The organism is Bradyrhizobium sp. Ken01, assembly GCF_055807355.1.
This window is the reverse complement of the sequence record NZ_JBVVPC010000055.1, coordinates 1-15,371: the sequence shown is the minus strand read 5'-3', so window position 1 is coordinate 15,371 and position 15,371 is coordinate 1. Positions and strand designations below refer to the sequence as shown.

16 protein-coding genes and 2 pseudogenes are annotated in these 15,371 nt (G+C 61.0%); 1 reads left to right on the top strand and 17 read right to left on the bottom strand.

Going from position 1 to position 15,371, the window contains the following annotated elements:
• Nucleotides 1-4: 4 nt before the first annotated feature.
• The 12 genes from AC0L3S_RS33950 to AC0L3S_RS33895 all read right to left on the bottom strand — a co-directional run bounded on the left by AC0L3S_RS33950 (nt 5) and on the right by AC0L3S_RS33895 (nt 9,128).
• On the bottom strand, nt 5-364 hold the full coding sequence (locus tag AC0L3S_RS33950; protein WP_219682324.1) for a DUF3024 domain-containing protein: 360 nt from the start codon (nt 362-364) through the stop codon (nt 5-7).
• Entirely contained in the window at nt 361-615 is a 255-nt protein-coding gene (locus AC0L3S_RS33945) for a nitrogen fixation protein NifZ (protein WP_259217569.1), read from the bottom strand. Before AC0L3S_RS33945 ends, AC0L3S_RS33950 begins: the two co-directional genes overlap by 4 nt.
• Complete coding sequence (locus AC0L3S_RS33940) at nt 612-932, bottom strand: nitrogen fixation protein NifZ (protein WP_219682322.1); 321 nt, start codon at nt 930-932, stop codon at nt 612-614. Before AC0L3S_RS33940 ends, AC0L3S_RS33945 begins: the two co-directional genes overlap by 4 nt.
• Complete coding sequence (locus tag AC0L3S_RS33935; RefSeq protein ID WP_374762366.1) at nt 929-1,471, bottom strand: 4Fe4S-binding leucine-rich repeat protein; 543 nt, start codon at nt 1,469-1,471, stop codon at nt 929-931. The genes AC0L3S_RS33940 and AC0L3S_RS33935 overlap by 4 nt, the downstream gene beginning before the upstream one ends.
• 561 nt (nt 1,472-2,032) lie before the next feature.
• Nucleotides 2,033-2,257: a 4Fe-4S binding protein gene (locus tag AC0L3S_RS33930; RefSeq protein WP_219682320.1), complete on the bottom strand. Its 225-nt coding sequence runs from the start codon at nt 2,255-2,257 to the stop codon at nt 2,033-2,035.
• Between the two features lie 15 nt (nt 2,258-2,272).
• Nucleotides 2,273-3,829 carry a nitrogenase cofactor biosynthesis protein NifB gene (nifB, locus tag AC0L3S_RS33925; protein WP_219682319.1) on the bottom strand — a complete coding sequence of 519 codons (1,557 nt, stop codon included), beginning with the start codon at nt 3,827-3,829 and terminating at the stop codon, nt 2,273-2,275.
• Nucleotides 3,830-4,457: 628 nt separating this feature from the next.
• Complete coding sequence (locus tag AC0L3S_RS33920) at nt 4,458-6,563, bottom strand: prolyl oligopeptidase family serine peptidase (RefSeq protein ID WP_259217572.1); 2,106 nt, start codon at nt 6,561-6,563, stop codon at nt 4,458-4,460.
• Between the two features lie 258 nt (nt 6,564-6,821).
• On the bottom strand, nt 6,822-7,007 hold the full coding sequence (locus tag AC0L3S_RS33915; protein ID WP_456652770.1) for a hypothetical protein: 186 nt from the start codon (nt 7,005-7,007) through the stop codon (nt 6,822-6,824).
• A 37-nt stretch (nt 7,008-7,044) separates the two neighbouring features.
• Nucleotides 7,045-7,266: a putative nitrogen fixation protein NifT gene (gene nifT / locus AC0L3S_RS33910; RefSeq protein ID WP_219682318.1), complete on the bottom strand. Its 222-nt coding sequence runs from the start codon at nt 7,264-7,266 to the stop codon at nt 7,045-7,047.
• The gene (gene nifS, locus AC0L3S_RS33905; RefSeq protein WP_259217573.1) at nt 7,263-8,456 is read right to left on the bottom strand and encodes a cysteine desulfurase NifS; all 1,194 of its coding nucleotides are present in this window, start codon (nt 8,454-8,456) and stop codon (nt 7,263-7,265) included. The genes nifT and nifS overlap by 4 nt, the downstream gene beginning before the upstream one ends.
• Nucleotides 8,457-8,474: 18 nt before the next feature.
• A complete protein-coding gene (locus AC0L3S_RS33900) occupies nt 8,475-8,768 on the bottom strand; it encodes a NifU family protein (RefSeq protein ID WP_259217574.1) in 294 nt (97 codons plus the stop codon).
• A 39-nt stretch (nt 8,769-8,807) separates the two neighbouring features.
• The gene (locus tag AC0L3S_RS33895; protein WP_259217575.1) at nt 8,808-9,128 is read right to left on the bottom strand and encodes an iron-sulfur cluster assembly accessory protein; all 321 of its coding nucleotides are present in this window, start codon (nt 9,126-9,128) and stop codon (nt 8,808-8,810) included.
• A 327-nt stretch (nt 9,129-9,455) separates the two neighbouring features.
• Between AC0L3S_RS33895 and AC0L3S_RS33890 the strand changes: the two genes are divergently transcribed.
• Nucleotides 9,456-10,046 (top strand): hypothetical protein, encoded by a 591-nt coding sequence (locus AC0L3S_RS33890; protein WP_219682315.1) that lies wholly within the window; start codon nt 9,456-9,458, stop codon nt 10,044-10,046.
• Between the two features lie 47 nt (nt 10,047-10,093).
• On the opposite strand, the pseudogene AC0L3S_RS33885 reads toward AC0L3S_RS33890, so the two are convergent.
• The 5 genes and pseudogenes from AC0L3S_RS33885 to AC0L3S_RS33865 all read right to left on the bottom strand — a co-directional run.
• Nucleotides 10,094-10,251 (bottom strand): annotated as a pseudogene (locus AC0L3S_RS33885) (TrbI/VirB10 family protein); the annotation flags it as partial.
• Nucleotides 10,227-10,640, bottom strand: a complete 414-nt coding sequence (locus tag AC0L3S_RS33880; RefSeq protein WP_259217576.1) for a type VI secretion system ImpA family N-terminal domain-containing protein — start codon at nt 10,638-10,640, stop codon at nt 10,227-10,229. The gene AC0L3S_RS33880 and the pseudogene AC0L3S_RS33885, both read right to left, overlap by 25 nt.
• 62 nt (nt 10,641-10,702) lie before the next feature.
• Nucleotides 10,703-11,983: a M16 family metallopeptidase gene (locus tag AC0L3S_RS33875; RefSeq protein ID WP_259217577.1), complete on the bottom strand. Its 1,281-nt coding sequence runs from the start codon at nt 11,981-11,983 to the stop codon at nt 10,703-10,705.
• Nucleotides 11,980-13,278, bottom strand: a complete 1,299-nt coding sequence (locus AC0L3S_RS33870) for a M16 family metallopeptidase (protein WP_374762372.1) — start codon at nt 13,276-13,278, stop codon at nt 11,980-11,982. Before AC0L3S_RS33870 ends, AC0L3S_RS33875 begins: the two co-directional genes overlap by 4 nt.
• Before the next feature lie 1,197 nt (nt 13,279-14,475).
• Nucleotides 14,476-15,371, bottom strand: a pseudogene (locus AC0L3S_RS33865) (aspartate-semialdehyde dehydrogenase); the annotation flags it as partial.

Genomic DNA, 15,371 nt, shown 5'->3' with positions numbered 1-15,371 from the left:
ATCCTTATTGCCAGAACAAACGTTCAGGGTCGGCGTTCAGAACCGCTGTCGCCAAGCCAAGCCGTTGATGGGTCGAATGCCACTCCCAGACGCCCTTGCGGTGATCTTTGCGGAACAGCTGCCATGCCGCCCCAGTCCTATCGTGGTGCAACAGCGCGACGTCGACGAGACCTCCCTCCGCATCGATATTGCCTGAGCAGCACGGGCTCTCGACCAGATAGCCGCCAGCAATCGCTGTCACCTTTGGCGAGACATATCGGTAGCGCTCGCGCCTCGTCAGCGCGCGCACGAGCCGCCACCGGTCGAGCTCGTTGGGATGCGCGGGCAATCCGGAATGATGTCGTCTGATGATGGCGGCGTTCATTGCGCGATGTCCTGGACTGCGGAAATTTCTGCCTCGAGGCAGCCAACCACCAACTGCTTGCCGAAGTCGACCATATAAATGGGTAGGTTCGCTTCCGTATGGCGACCGACCTGTACGATCTCACCAATGTGTCCGACGCTGACCAGACACTGTTCCGCCGACGCGTCGGGAAAGGAACCGTCGTTGAGCAGATCGATTGCAGCCTTGACACGTTGGCCTGAGCAGTATTTTGGCAACCTCGGTTCGATCATCGGGGTGCCCTTCCTGACAAGCAAGGCTCCTCGCCTCCGTGACTTCGCGTGACTAGATCGAGCTCCTTGCATTTCATGCCGACGCGATAGCCGGAGTCGAGGAATTCGACGCCATAGATATAAAATTGTTGCAGGAACGTGCCGATCGAGACGACATAACCAAGCTCGCCTTTCTTGACCAGAACCTCACCGATCTCCTTGCCCACATAGGTGCCGTCGTTGCGGATGGTGCGGTTTGCCTGCACCTTGTCGCCATAATCAAAGAAGGGGGCGTCCGTCAACTCGACGATGTCACTATCACGGACGATGTTGCTCATGCTGTCGTCTCCGTTCCATGCTTCAACTGTACCGCGCCTCGCGAGCGCCCGGCCTTACGGAGCGCCCTATCATGATCCTCGATCAACCGCGTTCGATCCCCGCACGGCGGCGCGGCTGTGATCATGAGTTGCATGAGCCTTTCGGGATCCCAGTGCAGCAAAATCAACGCCCGCAACTTAAGATCCAGATGCTTGAGATAACCGTCCGTCAGCCCATGGTTGATGTTGAAGAAGCCGTCGACGCGGCACGCGCGTCCGTCCTCGACGGGGGCGTGCTTGAGCCGGCGGCGAGCCGCGCGTTTCAGCGCGGGATGCGCACAGCCGGCAGAGTCGACCTGATTACCCCGGCAACTGAGGGCGTTGTGGACGTCACCACTCACGGTCCCGCCGATACGCTCGAGCGTGCCTAACAACACCTTGGCGCCAACCCGAGCAGTCTCTCGACAGCTGCCGTCCTTCCCCGAGTTGCCCGAGACGCATCTCCAAGTAGGCAACAAGCCTTGACCGAGAACTGGAAGTCCCACGCGAGGTGCTCTCATTGCAGCCGAATTCCGGCTTGGTGGGGCCGACCGCGCCGGTGGCAGGAAATTCGTCTCCGCATCACGTGGTCGGGTGCCAACGGCTTGGCTTGGCGCAGGTAGATTTCGGCACTTTCATCGAGGTGATAGGATAGCTCTGCCGCCTTGGGATGATGCTGGGCCGGCTCGACACCGTGCGACCAACACAGGACTCGGTGTGGACGCCCTCGTTTCTCTCGGATGACCGACTAAAGGCCTTGGGCATGAATGTCGCCTGCGCAAGGCTGGCCGCAGGTGACTGGATTGATATCGCTGAAGACGGGTCCGCTCTTCGTCGGCCCATCGGCGAAATCGTCCCTTGGCGCTGGAGAAAGCGGCCTTCGGGTCGACAGGAATAGCTTAACGCGCTCCCGCCGATATTCGCGTCTCCAGAATATGGCTTAGCAACTGGCGAAAAAGCCGGCGACCAGGGCGAACCGTCCACCCGGTATGACAAGGCGACCGGCGCGACCGGCGCCTCGTCGAGCATTACCCGCCAGAGTTTCTGAACCGTTCGTGTCGTGGTGACATCCATCGTGGCCCTCACGCAGGCATCTGGTGACGCGGCAGCGCCGTGTCGAGCACGCACGTATTGTCAACCGGGCAAACCGCCACGCATTGCGGTTCATCAAAGTAGGCGGCGCACTCGGTGCATTTCTCAGGATCGATCAGGAAAACGCCGGCTCGCTCGGAAATAGCGAGATTCGGGCATTGTGTTTCGCACGCCGAACAGCCCGTGCATTGTGAGGCGATGATCTTGAACGGCATTATCTGAACCCATCCTCAGGCGGCGGAAATCAGCGCGTTGTGGCTGGCCGCCGAATCGACCCGCTCAACGTGCTTGATCTTTCCCTCGTTGACTTTATCGAGATAGAGTTTGAACCAGGCGATTGCTGACCCATCAATGGACTCCCAGGCGTACTGATCGACCGGCTCGATGCCGGCCTTGATCAATTCGGCCTTCGGGCAGCCGCCGATCTTTGAGACGAATACGGCGTGGCAATCCTTGATGGCGCCGATGGCGATTTCGAGCTTGCTGTCCTCGCCATGGCCGTCCTGGCAATAGGGGTGGATAGGACGATGACCAATGAATTTTGCGCCGGAAGTCGAGAGCTCGTAGATCTGGAACTCCTTGGCATGACCGAAGTGCTGGTTGATCAATCCCGAGCCCTTGGTTGCAACCGCCACCAGCACCTTGATTTCGCTGGACGCGCTGGCGAGCTCTGCAAGCTTCTCCTGCTTGGCCGCAAGCTTTGCAATGCGCGCCTTCTCGACCTTGGCCTGATACTCCTTTCGGGCCTGCTGGTCGTATTTGATGTTCATGGCCATGATCTTTTCCATGGTGAACTCTGCGCCGCGGTCCTCCCCGAGCAGTCCGACGGCGTCGGCCCGGCACTGGCGACAATGACGCATCATGTTCATCTCGCTTTCGCAGCTGTCCTGCAACGCGGTCACTTCCCGTGCGGTCGGGCCGCGTTGCCCACCGAGACCGAACACGGTGCCGTGCTCGGGCGACGATATCAGCGGCATCACGTTATGCAGGAAGGCGCCGCGCGACTTCACGGCCTTGTTAACCTCAACCAGATGCTGATCGTTAATCCCGGGAATCATCACCGAGTTGACTTTGCACAGGATGCCGCGCGCGGTCAGCATCTCCAGGCCCTGGAGCTGCCGATTGCTGAGGATGCTTGCGGCTTCAATTCCGGTGTAGCGCTTGTGGCGGTAAAAGATCCATGGATAGATCTTTGCACCAATTTCGGGATCGATCATGTTGATCGTGATCGTCACGTGATCGACCTTGAGTCTGGTGATCGTGTCGACATGATCGGCTAGCGCAAGACCGTTCGTCGAGAGGCACAGCTTGATATCTGGCGCGAGCTTGTTGACGAGCTCGAACGTCTTGAATGTCTTGTCCGGATTCGCCAGGGGGTCGCCAGGGCCGGCAACGCCGACCACGCTCATCTGAGGGATCGCGGAAGCGACCGCCAGCACCTTCTTGGCGGCCTGCTCTGGCGTCAACTTCTCGCTGGCAATGCCTGGGCGCGATTCGTTGGCGCAATCGTATTTGCGATTGCAGTAATTGCACTGGATATTGCAGGCGGGTGCGACCGCGACATGCATGCGGGCATAATGGTGGTGCGCCTCCTCGCTGTAGCAGGGATGGTTCTTCGCCTTTTCCCAGACCTCGTTTGGCAGATTGCCGATGCCGGCCTGAGATCCGCAGCTCGCCTTCCCGCTGCCACCGATCGTACCGCAGCCCTTGTGCTTAGCCATAACTTGCATGGTCTCTCTGATCTCGCCGCCGCCGCAGGATAGCTGGTGTTGCGCTGAAGTACTCATTCTTCCAATTCTCTCCGCAGGCCGCACTTTTCCGGCAAACATCCCCAGAGTCGTTTCTGAAGAGCCAAGAGCAACTGGCGTGCCATGTCTGCCACAAATGATTTTTGCGTTCGCTTCAAGCAGTTAGGTCACGTTGCTCGTATGTCGGTGTTATCAACTCATGTTGGAAAGCTGACAGAGATTGCGATCACAAGAGCGCTGGCAGCGTTGTTTTGGCGACGGGTAGGCTGCTTCATCTAGGCGCTTGGAAGAGCAGGGCGGCTGGCGTCCTGTAAAGTTGATCTTGTCGCCAAAATGTGACGCCAGTGCAAAGCACAATCCGCAAAAGACGTTCCGGACGCTTTGAAGGACAACTTGGTGTGGCGATTCTTCGTAGTTGCAGACAAGAAGCAGCCCCGTTACCGACCTATGCCGAAGATCACGCGGGCCTCTACGTGACATTCCGGAAGGCATTGTCAGGCAGGTGAAGAGAAACGCCTGGTGGCCACGGTGCCGACAGCCACGAATTCGATCGTGCGTCCAAACGTTGGCTGGCTCTCGAATAGATCGCGGGGGTGTAGATGCCGATCAGATTCACGAGCTGCAGCCGCCTCGGTCGACATCGCTCGAACTGCCGTCCAACAACTACCTACATCGCTGAGGTCTCGGCATCCAGCCAGCCGATCCTGCTCTTCAGGAAACGGAGGCCCAGCACCAGCAACTCGGCGTGCTCCCGGTTGTCCTTGCCGTAGCCGTGGCCGCCAGCGGCATGCTCGTAGAAATACGCCTCATAGCCCATCGCCTGCAGCTTCGCTACCATTTTGCGCGCATGTCCGGGATGGACGCGATCGTCCCGCCGCCTGGTGGCCATCAGGATCGGTGGATAGGACTGCCCGGGTCTTGCGGTATGATACGCAGAATAGGTCTTCAGCCACTCCCACTCCTCAGCGTTGTCGGGATCGCCATATTCGGCGAGCCAGCTCGCCCCGGCGAGCAGTTTTGTGTAGCGGCGCATGTCAATCAGCGGGATCGCGCAGAACAGCGCGCCAAAGCGCTCGGGATATCGCGTTAACATATTGGTGATGAGGATGCCGCCGTTTGATCCACTCTCGGCCGCGATCCGCTTGGCCTGTGTCACGCCGCGCCTAACGAGATCGGCGGCAACCGCTGCGAAATCATCATGCGACAATCTCTTGCCGGCGAGCCGACCGGCGTCGTGCCAGCGCGTGCCGAACTCGCCGCCGCCGCGCAAATTTGCCTGAACCGTGGTGCCGCCGCAATCGAGCCAAAGCTTACCGAGCGCGGAATTGTAGTACGGTTTCACGGAGATCCCAAACCCGCCATATCCGCTCATATGGACCGGCGCGTTGCCGGGCTGCCTGACGGGACCGGTCTGCAGATAGGGAATTCGCTCACCGTCGATCGAGATGGCCTCGTGCCACGTGACCACGCAGTGCTCCGCGGCAAACGTCTTCGGCGCCTGCTTCAGCACGGCGGGACTGGTAACGCCGCGCTCCATCAGGATGAGGGACGGCGGCGTGAGCGGATCCTCGACGTGGGCCAGCAAGTCGCCATTGCTCTCTGACGGATCGCGATCGAAAGACCAGATTTCGACGACGCCAAGATCAGGAAGCCCGGCCAATTGCTCGCGGTTCCAGCCATAATCGGATGGTGTGCAGATCTCGAAGACTGGCCGGAGTTCGTCGAGAATGCAAAGCACGAGCTTGCCCGCAGCCCAAAAGAAGCTCTGCAGCGCACGGCGCAGACCCGGCTCGAAGAGAACCTCGAATTGGCGGCTGCCCGCCAGGAATGCCGGCAGCGGGATGACGAGCACCGTATCCGCCGCATAGGTCTGCCCTGCCACAGACCAGGATTCGCGCGGCTTCAGGGCAAGCCAGTTGCGATGCGACCGCATCCAGATGTTACTTGGCAGATCGAGCCTCGTCTTGGCGCCCGTTTCATCGCCGAGCCAGACCACGCAATTGGAGACGTCTGTCGCATCGAGGAACCAGATCCTGGGCGGCACGACGGTGTCGTCAACACTGCAATCGACTGACACATGAGCAGCCTTGGTCTCAAAGATCACTGCCGCTTGCTCAACATGCGTACCGCGCCGCCACAGCCTCACCGTGCGCGCATAGCCGGTGGTCGCGGCCATGCCGTCGCCATAGGAGCTTAACAACACGAGCGTATCAGAATCGAACCATACGCCGCTGCCTTTGGCTTCGGGCAAGATAAAGCCATCGCGGATGAAGAGCTTCGTATCAGTGTCGAATTCACGCAAGGTCACGGCATCGCTGCCACCGCGCGATAGACTCAAGATCCACCGCGAGTGACTTCCAGGCGGTGCGACCGTGGCGTTTAGAAGCCAGTCTTCGCCTTCGCTGACGGCAAGTTGATCGAGGTCGAGCAAGACGTCCCATGACGGCTTCAGCGAGCGATACTCTTCCAGGGTGGTTCGCCGCCAGAGGCCGCGTGGATTGTTGGCGTCCCTCCACAGATTGTAGAGATACCCGCCGCGCCGGCTGACATAGGGGATATTGTCAGGTCGGTCGTAAATCGCCGTCAGCGCATCTCTGTCTCGTTCGGCTGCCGGTCCGCCAAACACCTGAAGTGTTCTGCTATTCTGCCGCTCGACGAAGTTCAGCGCACGCGCGCCTTCGATCTGTTCCAGCCATAGATAGGGATCATCGTCAGGAGCGGAAGGCGTTGGCCTTCCGGTTCGCGACTTCGTCGAGGCTCTTTCTGTGACCATGCTTCATTACAACCTTGGCATTGACGCGTAGCTCCGACATGGTTCAAGGATTTGCATCGCGAACGTTGCATCACGATTTTTCAGCTACGACCTGGCCCGGCGCGACATTCAATCCTCTCGACACTGAATGTTGCGGAGTTGCAGCAATTGGCCTGACGCCGTTAATGCGACGACCGGGCTGGCGATGTCAGTGCAATGGGCGTCGCGAGGGTTTCCCCCATCAACGCCAACGCGCTGGCCCGACGCCTCAGTGCTGGCCTAGGCCGAGATGTTGCGTTTGCCACCGTGCGCCGCCGCGATCTTGGTTCCGAAGAACGCTTCGAGCGCTTCCGGAGTGATCAGCGCGCTCGGCTGAAACCTTCCGCTACGCCAGGCCCAAGCCCAAGGAACGATGTGGCCTTCCTCGCAGATGCCGGACCGCCCCGGCAAGAATAGCTTCCGCATCGCTGGTTTGGCGAAGTCTGTGGAACCGCAGCATTCATCATTCGGTTGCTTCGCCGCCGCGCTTCCTGGCGTTGATAGTGATTGGTAGAGTGGTGTCACTCGCCATCGCCGGTAGGTCGAGCACCCAGCCGTTCGCGATTCTAATCCAACCACCCCACAGCGTCTCGTGCTCCCATTCGACAATCGGCTCCTCAAGATCCTTCTTGGGCACATAAATCGAAAGGCCCGTCTCGGGCGAACGGCGAATCATGACCTTCATGGGAGCTCCGCAAGTTGTGAGCTCTCGCCCGCGCGCTCCTGACGCGCACGCCACAAGGCTCTCTGTTTGGCAGTGATGTCCGGCATGACCTGTAGGACACGATCGATCTCATCCGGCGCCGTCTCGCGCGACAGCGAGAAGCGAACCGCACCGCGCAAGAAGGCCGGTGGTACTTTCATCGCGCGCAGGACGTGGGACGGTTCCATCGAGCCGGACGCGCAGGCCGAACCGAGTGAGACGGCAATTCCGTTGCGGTTCAGGTGGTGGACGATTGCCTCTGCTTCGAGATGCTCGAAGGCAATGTTTGACGTATTTGGCAAGCGATTCTTGATATGGCCAAGCACCATGCAACAGCCGACAGCGAGAATGCCTTGCTCCAGCCGGTCGCGAAGGGCGCCAATCTGCATCTGCTCTTGTATGAGGTGTGCTGCTGCGAGTTCCGCCGCTTTGCCGAGCCCAATAATGCCCGGAACGTTTTGGCTGCCAGCGCGGCGACGCCGCTCCTGAACGCCGCCGAAGATCAGCGGCCGGAACTTGATGCCGCTGCGCAGATACAGCGCGCCGATCCCCTTCGGACCATGGAGCTTGTGGCCGGAGAGCGACAGCATGTCGATGTCCGTGGTCTTCAGGTCAATCGGAATCCGCCCGACCGCCTGGACCGCGTCGGTGTGAAAGAGCGCGCCGACTGAGCGCGCCATCTGGGCGAGGGATTTCACCGGAAAGATCGTACCCGTCTCATTATTGGCCCACATGACCGAGGCGATTGACGTGCGCCTCGACAATGCGTTGCGATAAGCCTCGATGTCCAATCGGCCGCTTGCATCGACCGGAATGACATGGGTCTTGACTCCTCGTCGGCCCAGCTCCTCGGCAAGAGACAACACGGCCGGATGCTCAACGGCCGTTGTGACGATCTCGTCGCGTCCCTTCTGTACGGCGAGCGCCGACAGGATCGCCGTGTTGTCGGATTCAGTCGCGCCCGAGGTGAAGACGATCTCGTGATCGAATGCCGCGCCAATGAGGGCCTGCACCTTCCGGCGCGCTTGTTTTAATGCGGGCGCAACCTCAATGCCGAATGCGTGCGCGGACGACGCATTGCCGAATTGCGCAGAGAAGAACGGCAGCATCGCCGCAACCACCAAGGGATGTACACGGGTCGTCGCGTTGTTATCCAGGTAGATCGGCCGCACGGACTCTCCGCTCTGCACTTAATGTCCCACTTTGGCAGCTCCGGGGAGCGGGATCAGGCGGACGAACTCGCCGAGCCGCTCGACCAGGCGCGCCTGAATGGCCGCGAGCGTCGTGCCCGCAAGCTTGCATAACATGCAGGCGCCGGTAAGCCTGACCATGATCTTGTTGCCGTCGATTTCGACGAGCTCACAATCTCTACGATCACGCCTGAGGCTTGGCCGAATCTCATCGAGCACGGCGCTGACAATCCGCTCGCGATCGGCAGGCTCGACAGTCGAAGACTGATTCGTTCGTTCAGCCTTCAGGGCCATGTTCGATGCTCCTTCCATCGCCAATGGTCCCAAGGCAACTTAGCCGAACGATTTGCCGCAGGAGCAGCTCGATTTGGCATTTGGGTTATCGAAGCGGAACCCTGATCCTTCGAGTGACACCACGAAATCGATCGTGGTGCCGCTCAGATGCGCCCGGCTCGCGTTGTCGACGAAGACTTTAATCCCGCCTTGCTCGAACACGGTCTCATCGGAGCTCGGCTCATCGGCAAGGCCCATTTTGTATGTGAACCCTTGGCAGCCGCCGCCTTCGATCATGATCCGCAAACCGCTCGCCGGCTGCGCTGTCGAGGAGATTGCGGCCTTCAGTGCGTTGATGGCGCTATCCGTTAGGTTGATCATCTCTGGCTCGCTCTCACTTCTGTGGCAAGGTACACTTCGCAAATCCCATGCCAGTCGAGATGCAGCTGAAATCACTTGGTCTTGCAGGCGACGACCCATTCGATTTGCGACCTGTCGGGTTCGCGACAGGCGGCTTTCCAGCATCCCAACATCATCCGGCCGAGACCTGGTGATGGTGCCAGCACGTATCCATGCACATCGCGCCAAGCCGCCGCTTACGCTCTACGTCGACGCAGACATAGGGGGACGGCAAACAACTTGCATGAAGGTAGCGGACACGTCGCATTGGGCGACGCGTGCACACCACACATTGATGGGGAGCCTTCCATGACCTCGATCGACAACACCGCTCTTGGCCCGCTGGACAAGGAGGGGCGGTTGCTGAATGCGGTGCTTAAGAGTGAAACAACGAAGTCGGGGCGATTTGGATTTCGAGGCGACATCGCGCTGAAGTTTCAATCCCAGCTCGCCGACGAAAAACGACCGCCGGACTATTCTATCGAACAAGTTCTTGCAATCGCGCAGGAGGGCGAACCCACCATTCCAGTTCTTGCCGGATATCTGCATTCCTTCGCATATCTACCTGAGGCCGCAAAGGTGCTGGACGGCAGGTTGAGCCCCAAAGGCAGCTATTTCATCTTCTGCAACAACGTTGATCTGCTCGCGAAGTACCGCACCAAGATAGGCGAGATCACCTTCCGCATTCTGCCTTGCGATGAATCAACTGTGTGGAAAGAGATGATGGACCTCGCCGGCGTCGACAAGAATGACATCAAGAAGCTCGGTACCGCCGGTAGACTCGACTACTTGCTCGACGCAGCCAAGGACATCGATGGATCATACACGGAGATCTCATACGAGGACGGCCTGGCCAAAATGGAGCCGGTAAAGAACAGAAGCGAAAACCGCCCCGTCTGAGGAAGCGCCTCGGACCGTCTCTCGCCAGCTCAGCGGCTGCTGCGGCAGGCGCCGGGTTGGCGTTCCAGCACAATCGAGTTGCCGTCGGGCATGATGGCGCCGGTCCAGACCAAGAGGATGCGGCTCTGGCCGAACCGACAGAGCTGTCGTGTTGGCCGATCAGCTTCGCACCCTGGGGAATCAGCAGATATTTTCGGCGAGGACTTGATCGACCAGCGAAAGGTCAGTGGTTGTGCTGCCGACTTCGGCCGGCAACGCGGCAAACGAGCCAATCGATCGCTCCGATCCGCGCCCGTCCCCGCTTGGTCGGCCCTGGTATCCTTTGGTCCGAAAGAGACCATAGGCGGCCCAACAGGCAACCAGAATGTCTTTCGACTGGTTCGCCAGGATATGGAACGACAGCGTACTGACTTTGCTCCAATCAACCGCAGTTGGTCCGCCGGCATCCATGCGCCGCAGTTCGGCTTCGAGCCGTTCGAATTCGGGCACATCACGGACATTCATGCCGGCAGGCGCGGGACCCGGCACAGGCGCAGCACCGCGGCACGAACGTGCATCGATATCGCCTCGAGACGGACTTCTTGTCGCTGTCATCGAGTGCGAGCAGAACTCTTTGGAAGGAACCTTGCACCTACTAGCACGACGCGGTATTTCGGTCATCCGGAAGCCGTTATGCTGCACCTCAACGCAGAAGAAAAATGATGCTTGAGAATCCGATTGATCAAAGCGCCGCTTGGCTGCTGGTACTGCAGCAGCGCCTGCGCAAGCTTGGAGGAGGTGTCCAGCGCCAGCATCTGCGAGCCCTTGAGATAGGACTTGGTCTCGTCGAGCTCCTTCTGCGTCGGGCCCTCCTCGGCGATGCGGCGCACCTCCTTCTCGATGGCATCGATGGTGTCGCCGGCGCGGTCGGCGCGCGTGCCTGTGTTGCCGATGAAGACCGCCGAATGCTCCATCCATAGCAGGGACTCGAACACCGAATAGGCCAGCCCGCGCTTCTCCCGGACCTCGCGATAGAGCCGGGAGGACAATCCGCCGCCGCCGAGGATGTGGTTGACGACATAGGCCGCCATGAAGTTCGGATCGCTGCGCTTCACGCCGGGGCCGCCGAAGGTGATCACCGTTTGCGGCACGTCGAGCGCCACGAAGGCGCGCTGCGGCGGTTTGGCGGCCTCGATGTCGGGCACCGGCACGAGGTTGGCCTTGGCGGGGAGCGCGCCGAAGGTCTGGTCGAGCAGCTTGCCGAGCGTGGCCGGATCGACGTCACCGACCACCGCGATCTTCAGTCCGTCCTTGGCAAGCACGCGGCCGACATAGTCCTTCATGTCGGCGACCGTGATGGTCGGCACGCTGTCGAGGTTGCCGTTGGTCTGCCGGGCATAGGGATGATCGCCGAAGGCGACCTCCAGGAATTTGCGGCTCGCCAGCGATGATGGATTGGTGGTCTCGCGGCGCAGCCCCGAGATCACCTGGGAGCGGATGCGCTCGACGTCGGCGGCCTCGAAATGCGGCGAGGTCAAAGCCATCCTGAGCAGGTCGAAGGCCTCGTCCTTGTTGTCGCGCAGCATGCGCAGGCTGCCGCGGAAGCTATCGCGGGTGGCGCTGAAGGACAGCTCGATGGCGCGGCGGTCCAGACGTTCGTGGAACGTCTTGGAGTCGAGATCGCCGGAGCCTTCGTCGAGGAGGTCGCCGACCAGATTGGCGACCCCCGATTTGTCCGTGGGATCCTGGCCCGAGCCGCCGGCAAAGGAATATTCCATGGCGATCAGCGGCACGGTCGCGTCCTGCACGAACCAGGACTCGATGCCGCCCGGCGAGATCAGGTGCTGGATCTTTGCGGCCGCCTGTGACGGCGAGATCGTAGCCAGCGCGAGCACCGCGCCGGTGGCAACGGACAATGCGACGCGCCGCGCGCGCGAGAAAGCAAAAGGATAGGTCACGAACGCTTCTCCTCGCGCTTGGTGCTAGCTGTGTCCTTGATCAGATAGCCCGTTACCGAGCGCTTCTTCTCGAGCCATTTCTGTGCGACAGCGCGCACCTGTTCGGCGGTGACCGCGCGAATGCGGTCCGGCCAGCTTCTGATGTCCTCGATCGACAGGCCCGTGGTCAGCGCGCCGCCATACCAGCGCGCCAGCACCGCCTGGTTGTCCTGGGCGTAGATCGCTTCCGCGATGAGCTGGGTCTTGACCCGCTCCAGGTCTTCGGCGCGAACCGGGTTCTGCGCGAGGTCGGCGATGACGCCGTCGACGACCTGCTCGACCTCGACGAAGCTGACGCCGGCTTTCGGCGCGGCCGAGACCGCGAACTGGGTCGGATCGAGCGAGATGCTTGAATAGCTAGCGTTGGCGGAGACGGCGAGCGGCTTGTCGACGACGAGGGCGCGGTAGAGATAGGAATTGCTGCCGCTGCCCATCAACTGCGCCAGCACGTCGAGGGCGGCGCTCTCGCCGGCTGCGGCGGTCGCGGCCGAGGGCACCAGATAGTAGCGCCGCACGCTGGGTTGCTCGACGCGCGGATCCGACAGCGTGACGGTGCGCGGCGCGGCCGCCTGCGGGCGGATGCGCCGCGCCGGGATCGCCGGCTGGGCGGCAATCGGCCCGAAATTGCGCTCGACCAGCGGACGGATTTCGGCGGCCTCGACGTCGCCGGCGATGACCAGGATCGCGTTGTTGGGCGCGTAGAAGCGGCGGTAGAAGGCGAGCGCATCTTCGCGATCGAGCTTCTCGATCTCCTGGTGCCAGCCGATCACGGGCCGGCCGTAGGGATGGTTGAGATAGAGCGCGGCCATTATCTGCTCGTTCAGCCGCGCGTCGGGATTGTTGGCGACGCGCATGTTGTACTCTTCGAGCACGATGTCGCGTTCCGGCAGCACGTTCTCGTCCTTGAGGATCAGGCCGGTCATGCGGTCGGCCTCGAACTCCATCATGGTCGGCAGCTGCTCGCGCGGCACGCGCTGGTAGTAGTTGGTGTAGTCGACCGAGGTGGAGGCGTTCTCGTTGCCGCCGACGCGAAGCACGGTCTGGGAGAATTCGCCGACCGGGTGCTTGTCCGTGCCCTTGAACATCAGGTGCTCGAGGAAGTGCGCGAGCCCGGACTTGCCCGGCGTCTCGTCCGCCGAACCGACCTTGTACCAGATCATCTCCGTGACCACGGGCGTGCGGTGGTCCGGGATCACCACGACTTGCAGGCCGTTCTGAAGTATGAAGCTCGCTGGTCGTTCGCGGGTGGGTGTGATCTAGGCAAGAACGCTCCTGTTCACAGGAGCGCCCCGGGAGCTAGGATCCCGGCCATTTTCCGTTTTGGACTCGACCGCCAGCGCTGTACGCGTGATCAAAGCCAGGGCAAAAGTGGCCGTGCCTAGCACCTTGATTGTCAGGGACCTGGAATTCTTCATGTCATGGCCTTTGGTCGGTAGAGATCCACGTTCTGCAGCGGACATCGCGACAAAGCAGGTGAGCCGCACGCCGTTGGCAAGCAGCGGAGCAAATGTCGGGCCGATCGCCTGACACTTCTGCGCACGGGCCGCTACGCGGCCAACTGCACGCAAGCGAAGCGCAACGCGTGTCTCCTCTCCGAAAGCCAACCCGCATTTGTTTGGTATCCGCCGATATGTTGCGAACACGACATTGCACACGACCTCGCACGACAACTCGCCGCCTCGCCGCTGCCCCACTTTTCTGAGCATCCCTACACGACTTGATCTCCGTAGGGCTTGAACGGCTCGTAGGGAGCGCACCAACGCTATTAAGAAAGGATTACCATGCCTGTTAACCTGCATGGCTTTGTCGCGCGTCAGGACACGAGCCCCAACAGGTCGAGGAACTGACGACCTAGCTGAGCGGGATCATCGAGCAGCTCGGCGGCGACATCACCAGTGAATTGGAGCGTGCGCACCAGCTCACTAATCCGGAGGTTTCGATGAATTCTCTTCGGGTCCAAGCCGCGCCATCCGGGCATGCTTTAGACGGGGGTGCGGCCCTGTCCACAGGCGATCCGCATGATAGACGATATGGACGCAGTGCCCGCGATCCCAGCGGCGGCATAGCCCTCGCGGTGGGCAACGGCGCCTTTGAAGATAGATGATGGCGATCGTGCGGGTAGGCACGGCCCAGTCGCCGTCTTCAAGATAGGTAGTCGTCCATGAAGAATACGGATTTCAGCTTGAGACGAGCTGAAGTCGGATGATGAGCTGGGCGAGGATTGGCGCAACAAAAGCTGGAGCCCGCCGGAAGTTGTAACCGGCGGCGGCGAGGACGGCATTGGCGGCATCGCCATTAAGCAGTTCGTCGATCGAGGTAACGAACAGCACACTCGACGAACTGCTGTCAGTTGAGGAAAGCGAAGATTCCCTGCAGGGCGAAGCCGCCGCGCAAGTACGCGACTTTTCTTCCGCAACATCGACGACACGCCAAGAGCCCACCGCGTTGTTGCCTGGCAACAGCTCCGCGATCTGCACTGCGTTCAGCGCCGCGCCCTTGAGCAGCTGATCCGCCGCCACGAACATCGAGATCGAATGGCCGGAGGGATCGCTGAGGTCCTTGCGGATGCGGCCGACCAGGACGTCGTCCTGACCCGAGGCGTCGATCGGCATCGGGAAGTTGTTCTTGGCACGGTCGTCGACGATCTTCACGCCGGGTGCCTGCGCCATGATGGCGCGGACCTGGTCCTCGGTGATTGGCTTTTCGCATTCGAAGGTGATGGCCTCGCAATGGGCGCGCAGCACCGGCACGCGGACGCAGGTGACACCGATGGCGATAGTCTCGTCCTCGAAGATCTTGCGGGTCTCGTTGATGACCTTGGTCTCCTCATCATTGTAGCCGGTCTCGGGATCGACCGCGGTGTTGTGGTTGAAGAGGTTGAAGGCATAGGGGTGCGGCATCACCTTGGGCGTATAGACCTGCCCGTTGAGATTGGCGCGGGTGGACTCGACAAGCTCGTCCATTGCGGCGGCGCCGGCGCCGCTCGCGGCCTGATAGGTCGAGATGATCACGCGCCTGATGCGGTTGGTCTGGTGGATCGGCCATAGCGGCACCAGCGCCGTGATGGCGGCGCAGTTCGGGTTGGCGATGATGCCCTTGTGGTCGCGGATGCGGTTCGCATTGATCTCGGGGATTACCAGCGGCACGTTCGGGTCCATCCGGAAGGCGGAGGAGTTGTCGACGACGACGGCCCCCGCCTTGACGGCGATCGGCGCGTACTTCTTGGAGATGCTGCCGCCGGCGGAGAACAGGGCGATGTCGACGCCTTCGAAGGCGCGTTCGGTCAGCTCCTCGATGACGACGTCTTGCCCGCGGAACGACACCGTCTTGCCGGCCGAGCGGGCGCTGG

Coding starts and splice junctions, on each gene's coding strand:
- AC0L3S_RS33950 (WP_219682324.1), bottom strand. CDS start 364: ATGAACGCCGCCATCATCAGACGACATCATTCCGGATTGCCCGCGCAT.
- AC0L3S_RS33945 (WP_259217569.1), bottom strand. CDS start 615: ATGATCGAACCGAGGTTGCCAAAATACTGCTCAGGCCAACGTGTCAAG.
- AC0L3S_RS33940 (WP_219682322.1), bottom strand. CDS start 932: ATGAGCAACATCGTCCGTGATAGTGACATCGTCGAGTTGACGGACGCC.
- AC0L3S_RS33935 (WP_374762366.1), bottom strand. CDS start 1,471: ATGAGAGCACCTCGCGTGGGACTTCCAGTTCTCGGTCAAGGCTTGTTG.
- AC0L3S_RS33930 (WP_219682320.1), bottom strand. CDS start 2,257: ATGCCGTTCAAGATCATCGCCTCACAATGCACGGGCTGTTCGGCGTGC.
- nifB (WP_219682319.1), bottom strand. CDS start 3,829: ATGAGTACTTCAGCGCAACACCAGCTATCCTGCGGCGGCGGCGAGATC.
- AC0L3S_RS33920 (WP_259217572.1), bottom strand. CDS start 6,563: ATGGTCACAGAAAGAGCCTCGACGAAGTCGCGAACCGGAAGGCCAACG.
- AC0L3S_RS33915 (WP_456652770.1), bottom strand. CDS start 7,007: ATGCGGAAGCTATTCTTGCCGGGGCGGTCCGGCATCTGCGAGGAAGGC.
- nifT (WP_219682318.1), bottom strand. CDS start 7,266: ATGAAGGTCATGATTCGCCGTTCGCCCGAGACGGGCCTTTCGATTTAT.
- AC0L3S_RS33900 (WP_259217574.1), bottom strand. CDS start 8,768: ATGGCCCTGAAGGCTGAACGAACGAATCAGTCTTCGACTGTCGAGCCT.
- AC0L3S_RS33895 (WP_259217575.1), bottom strand. CDS start 9,128: ATGATCAACCTAACGGATAGCGCCATCAACGCACTGAAGGCCGCAATC.
- AC0L3S_RS33890 (WP_219682315.1), top strand. CDS start 9,456: ATGACCTCGATCGACAACACCGCTCTTGGCCCGCTGGACAAGGAGGGG.
- AC0L3S_RS33880 (WP_259217576.1), bottom strand. CDS start 10,640: ATGACAGCGACAAGAAGTCCGTCTCGAGGCGATATCGATGCACGTTCG.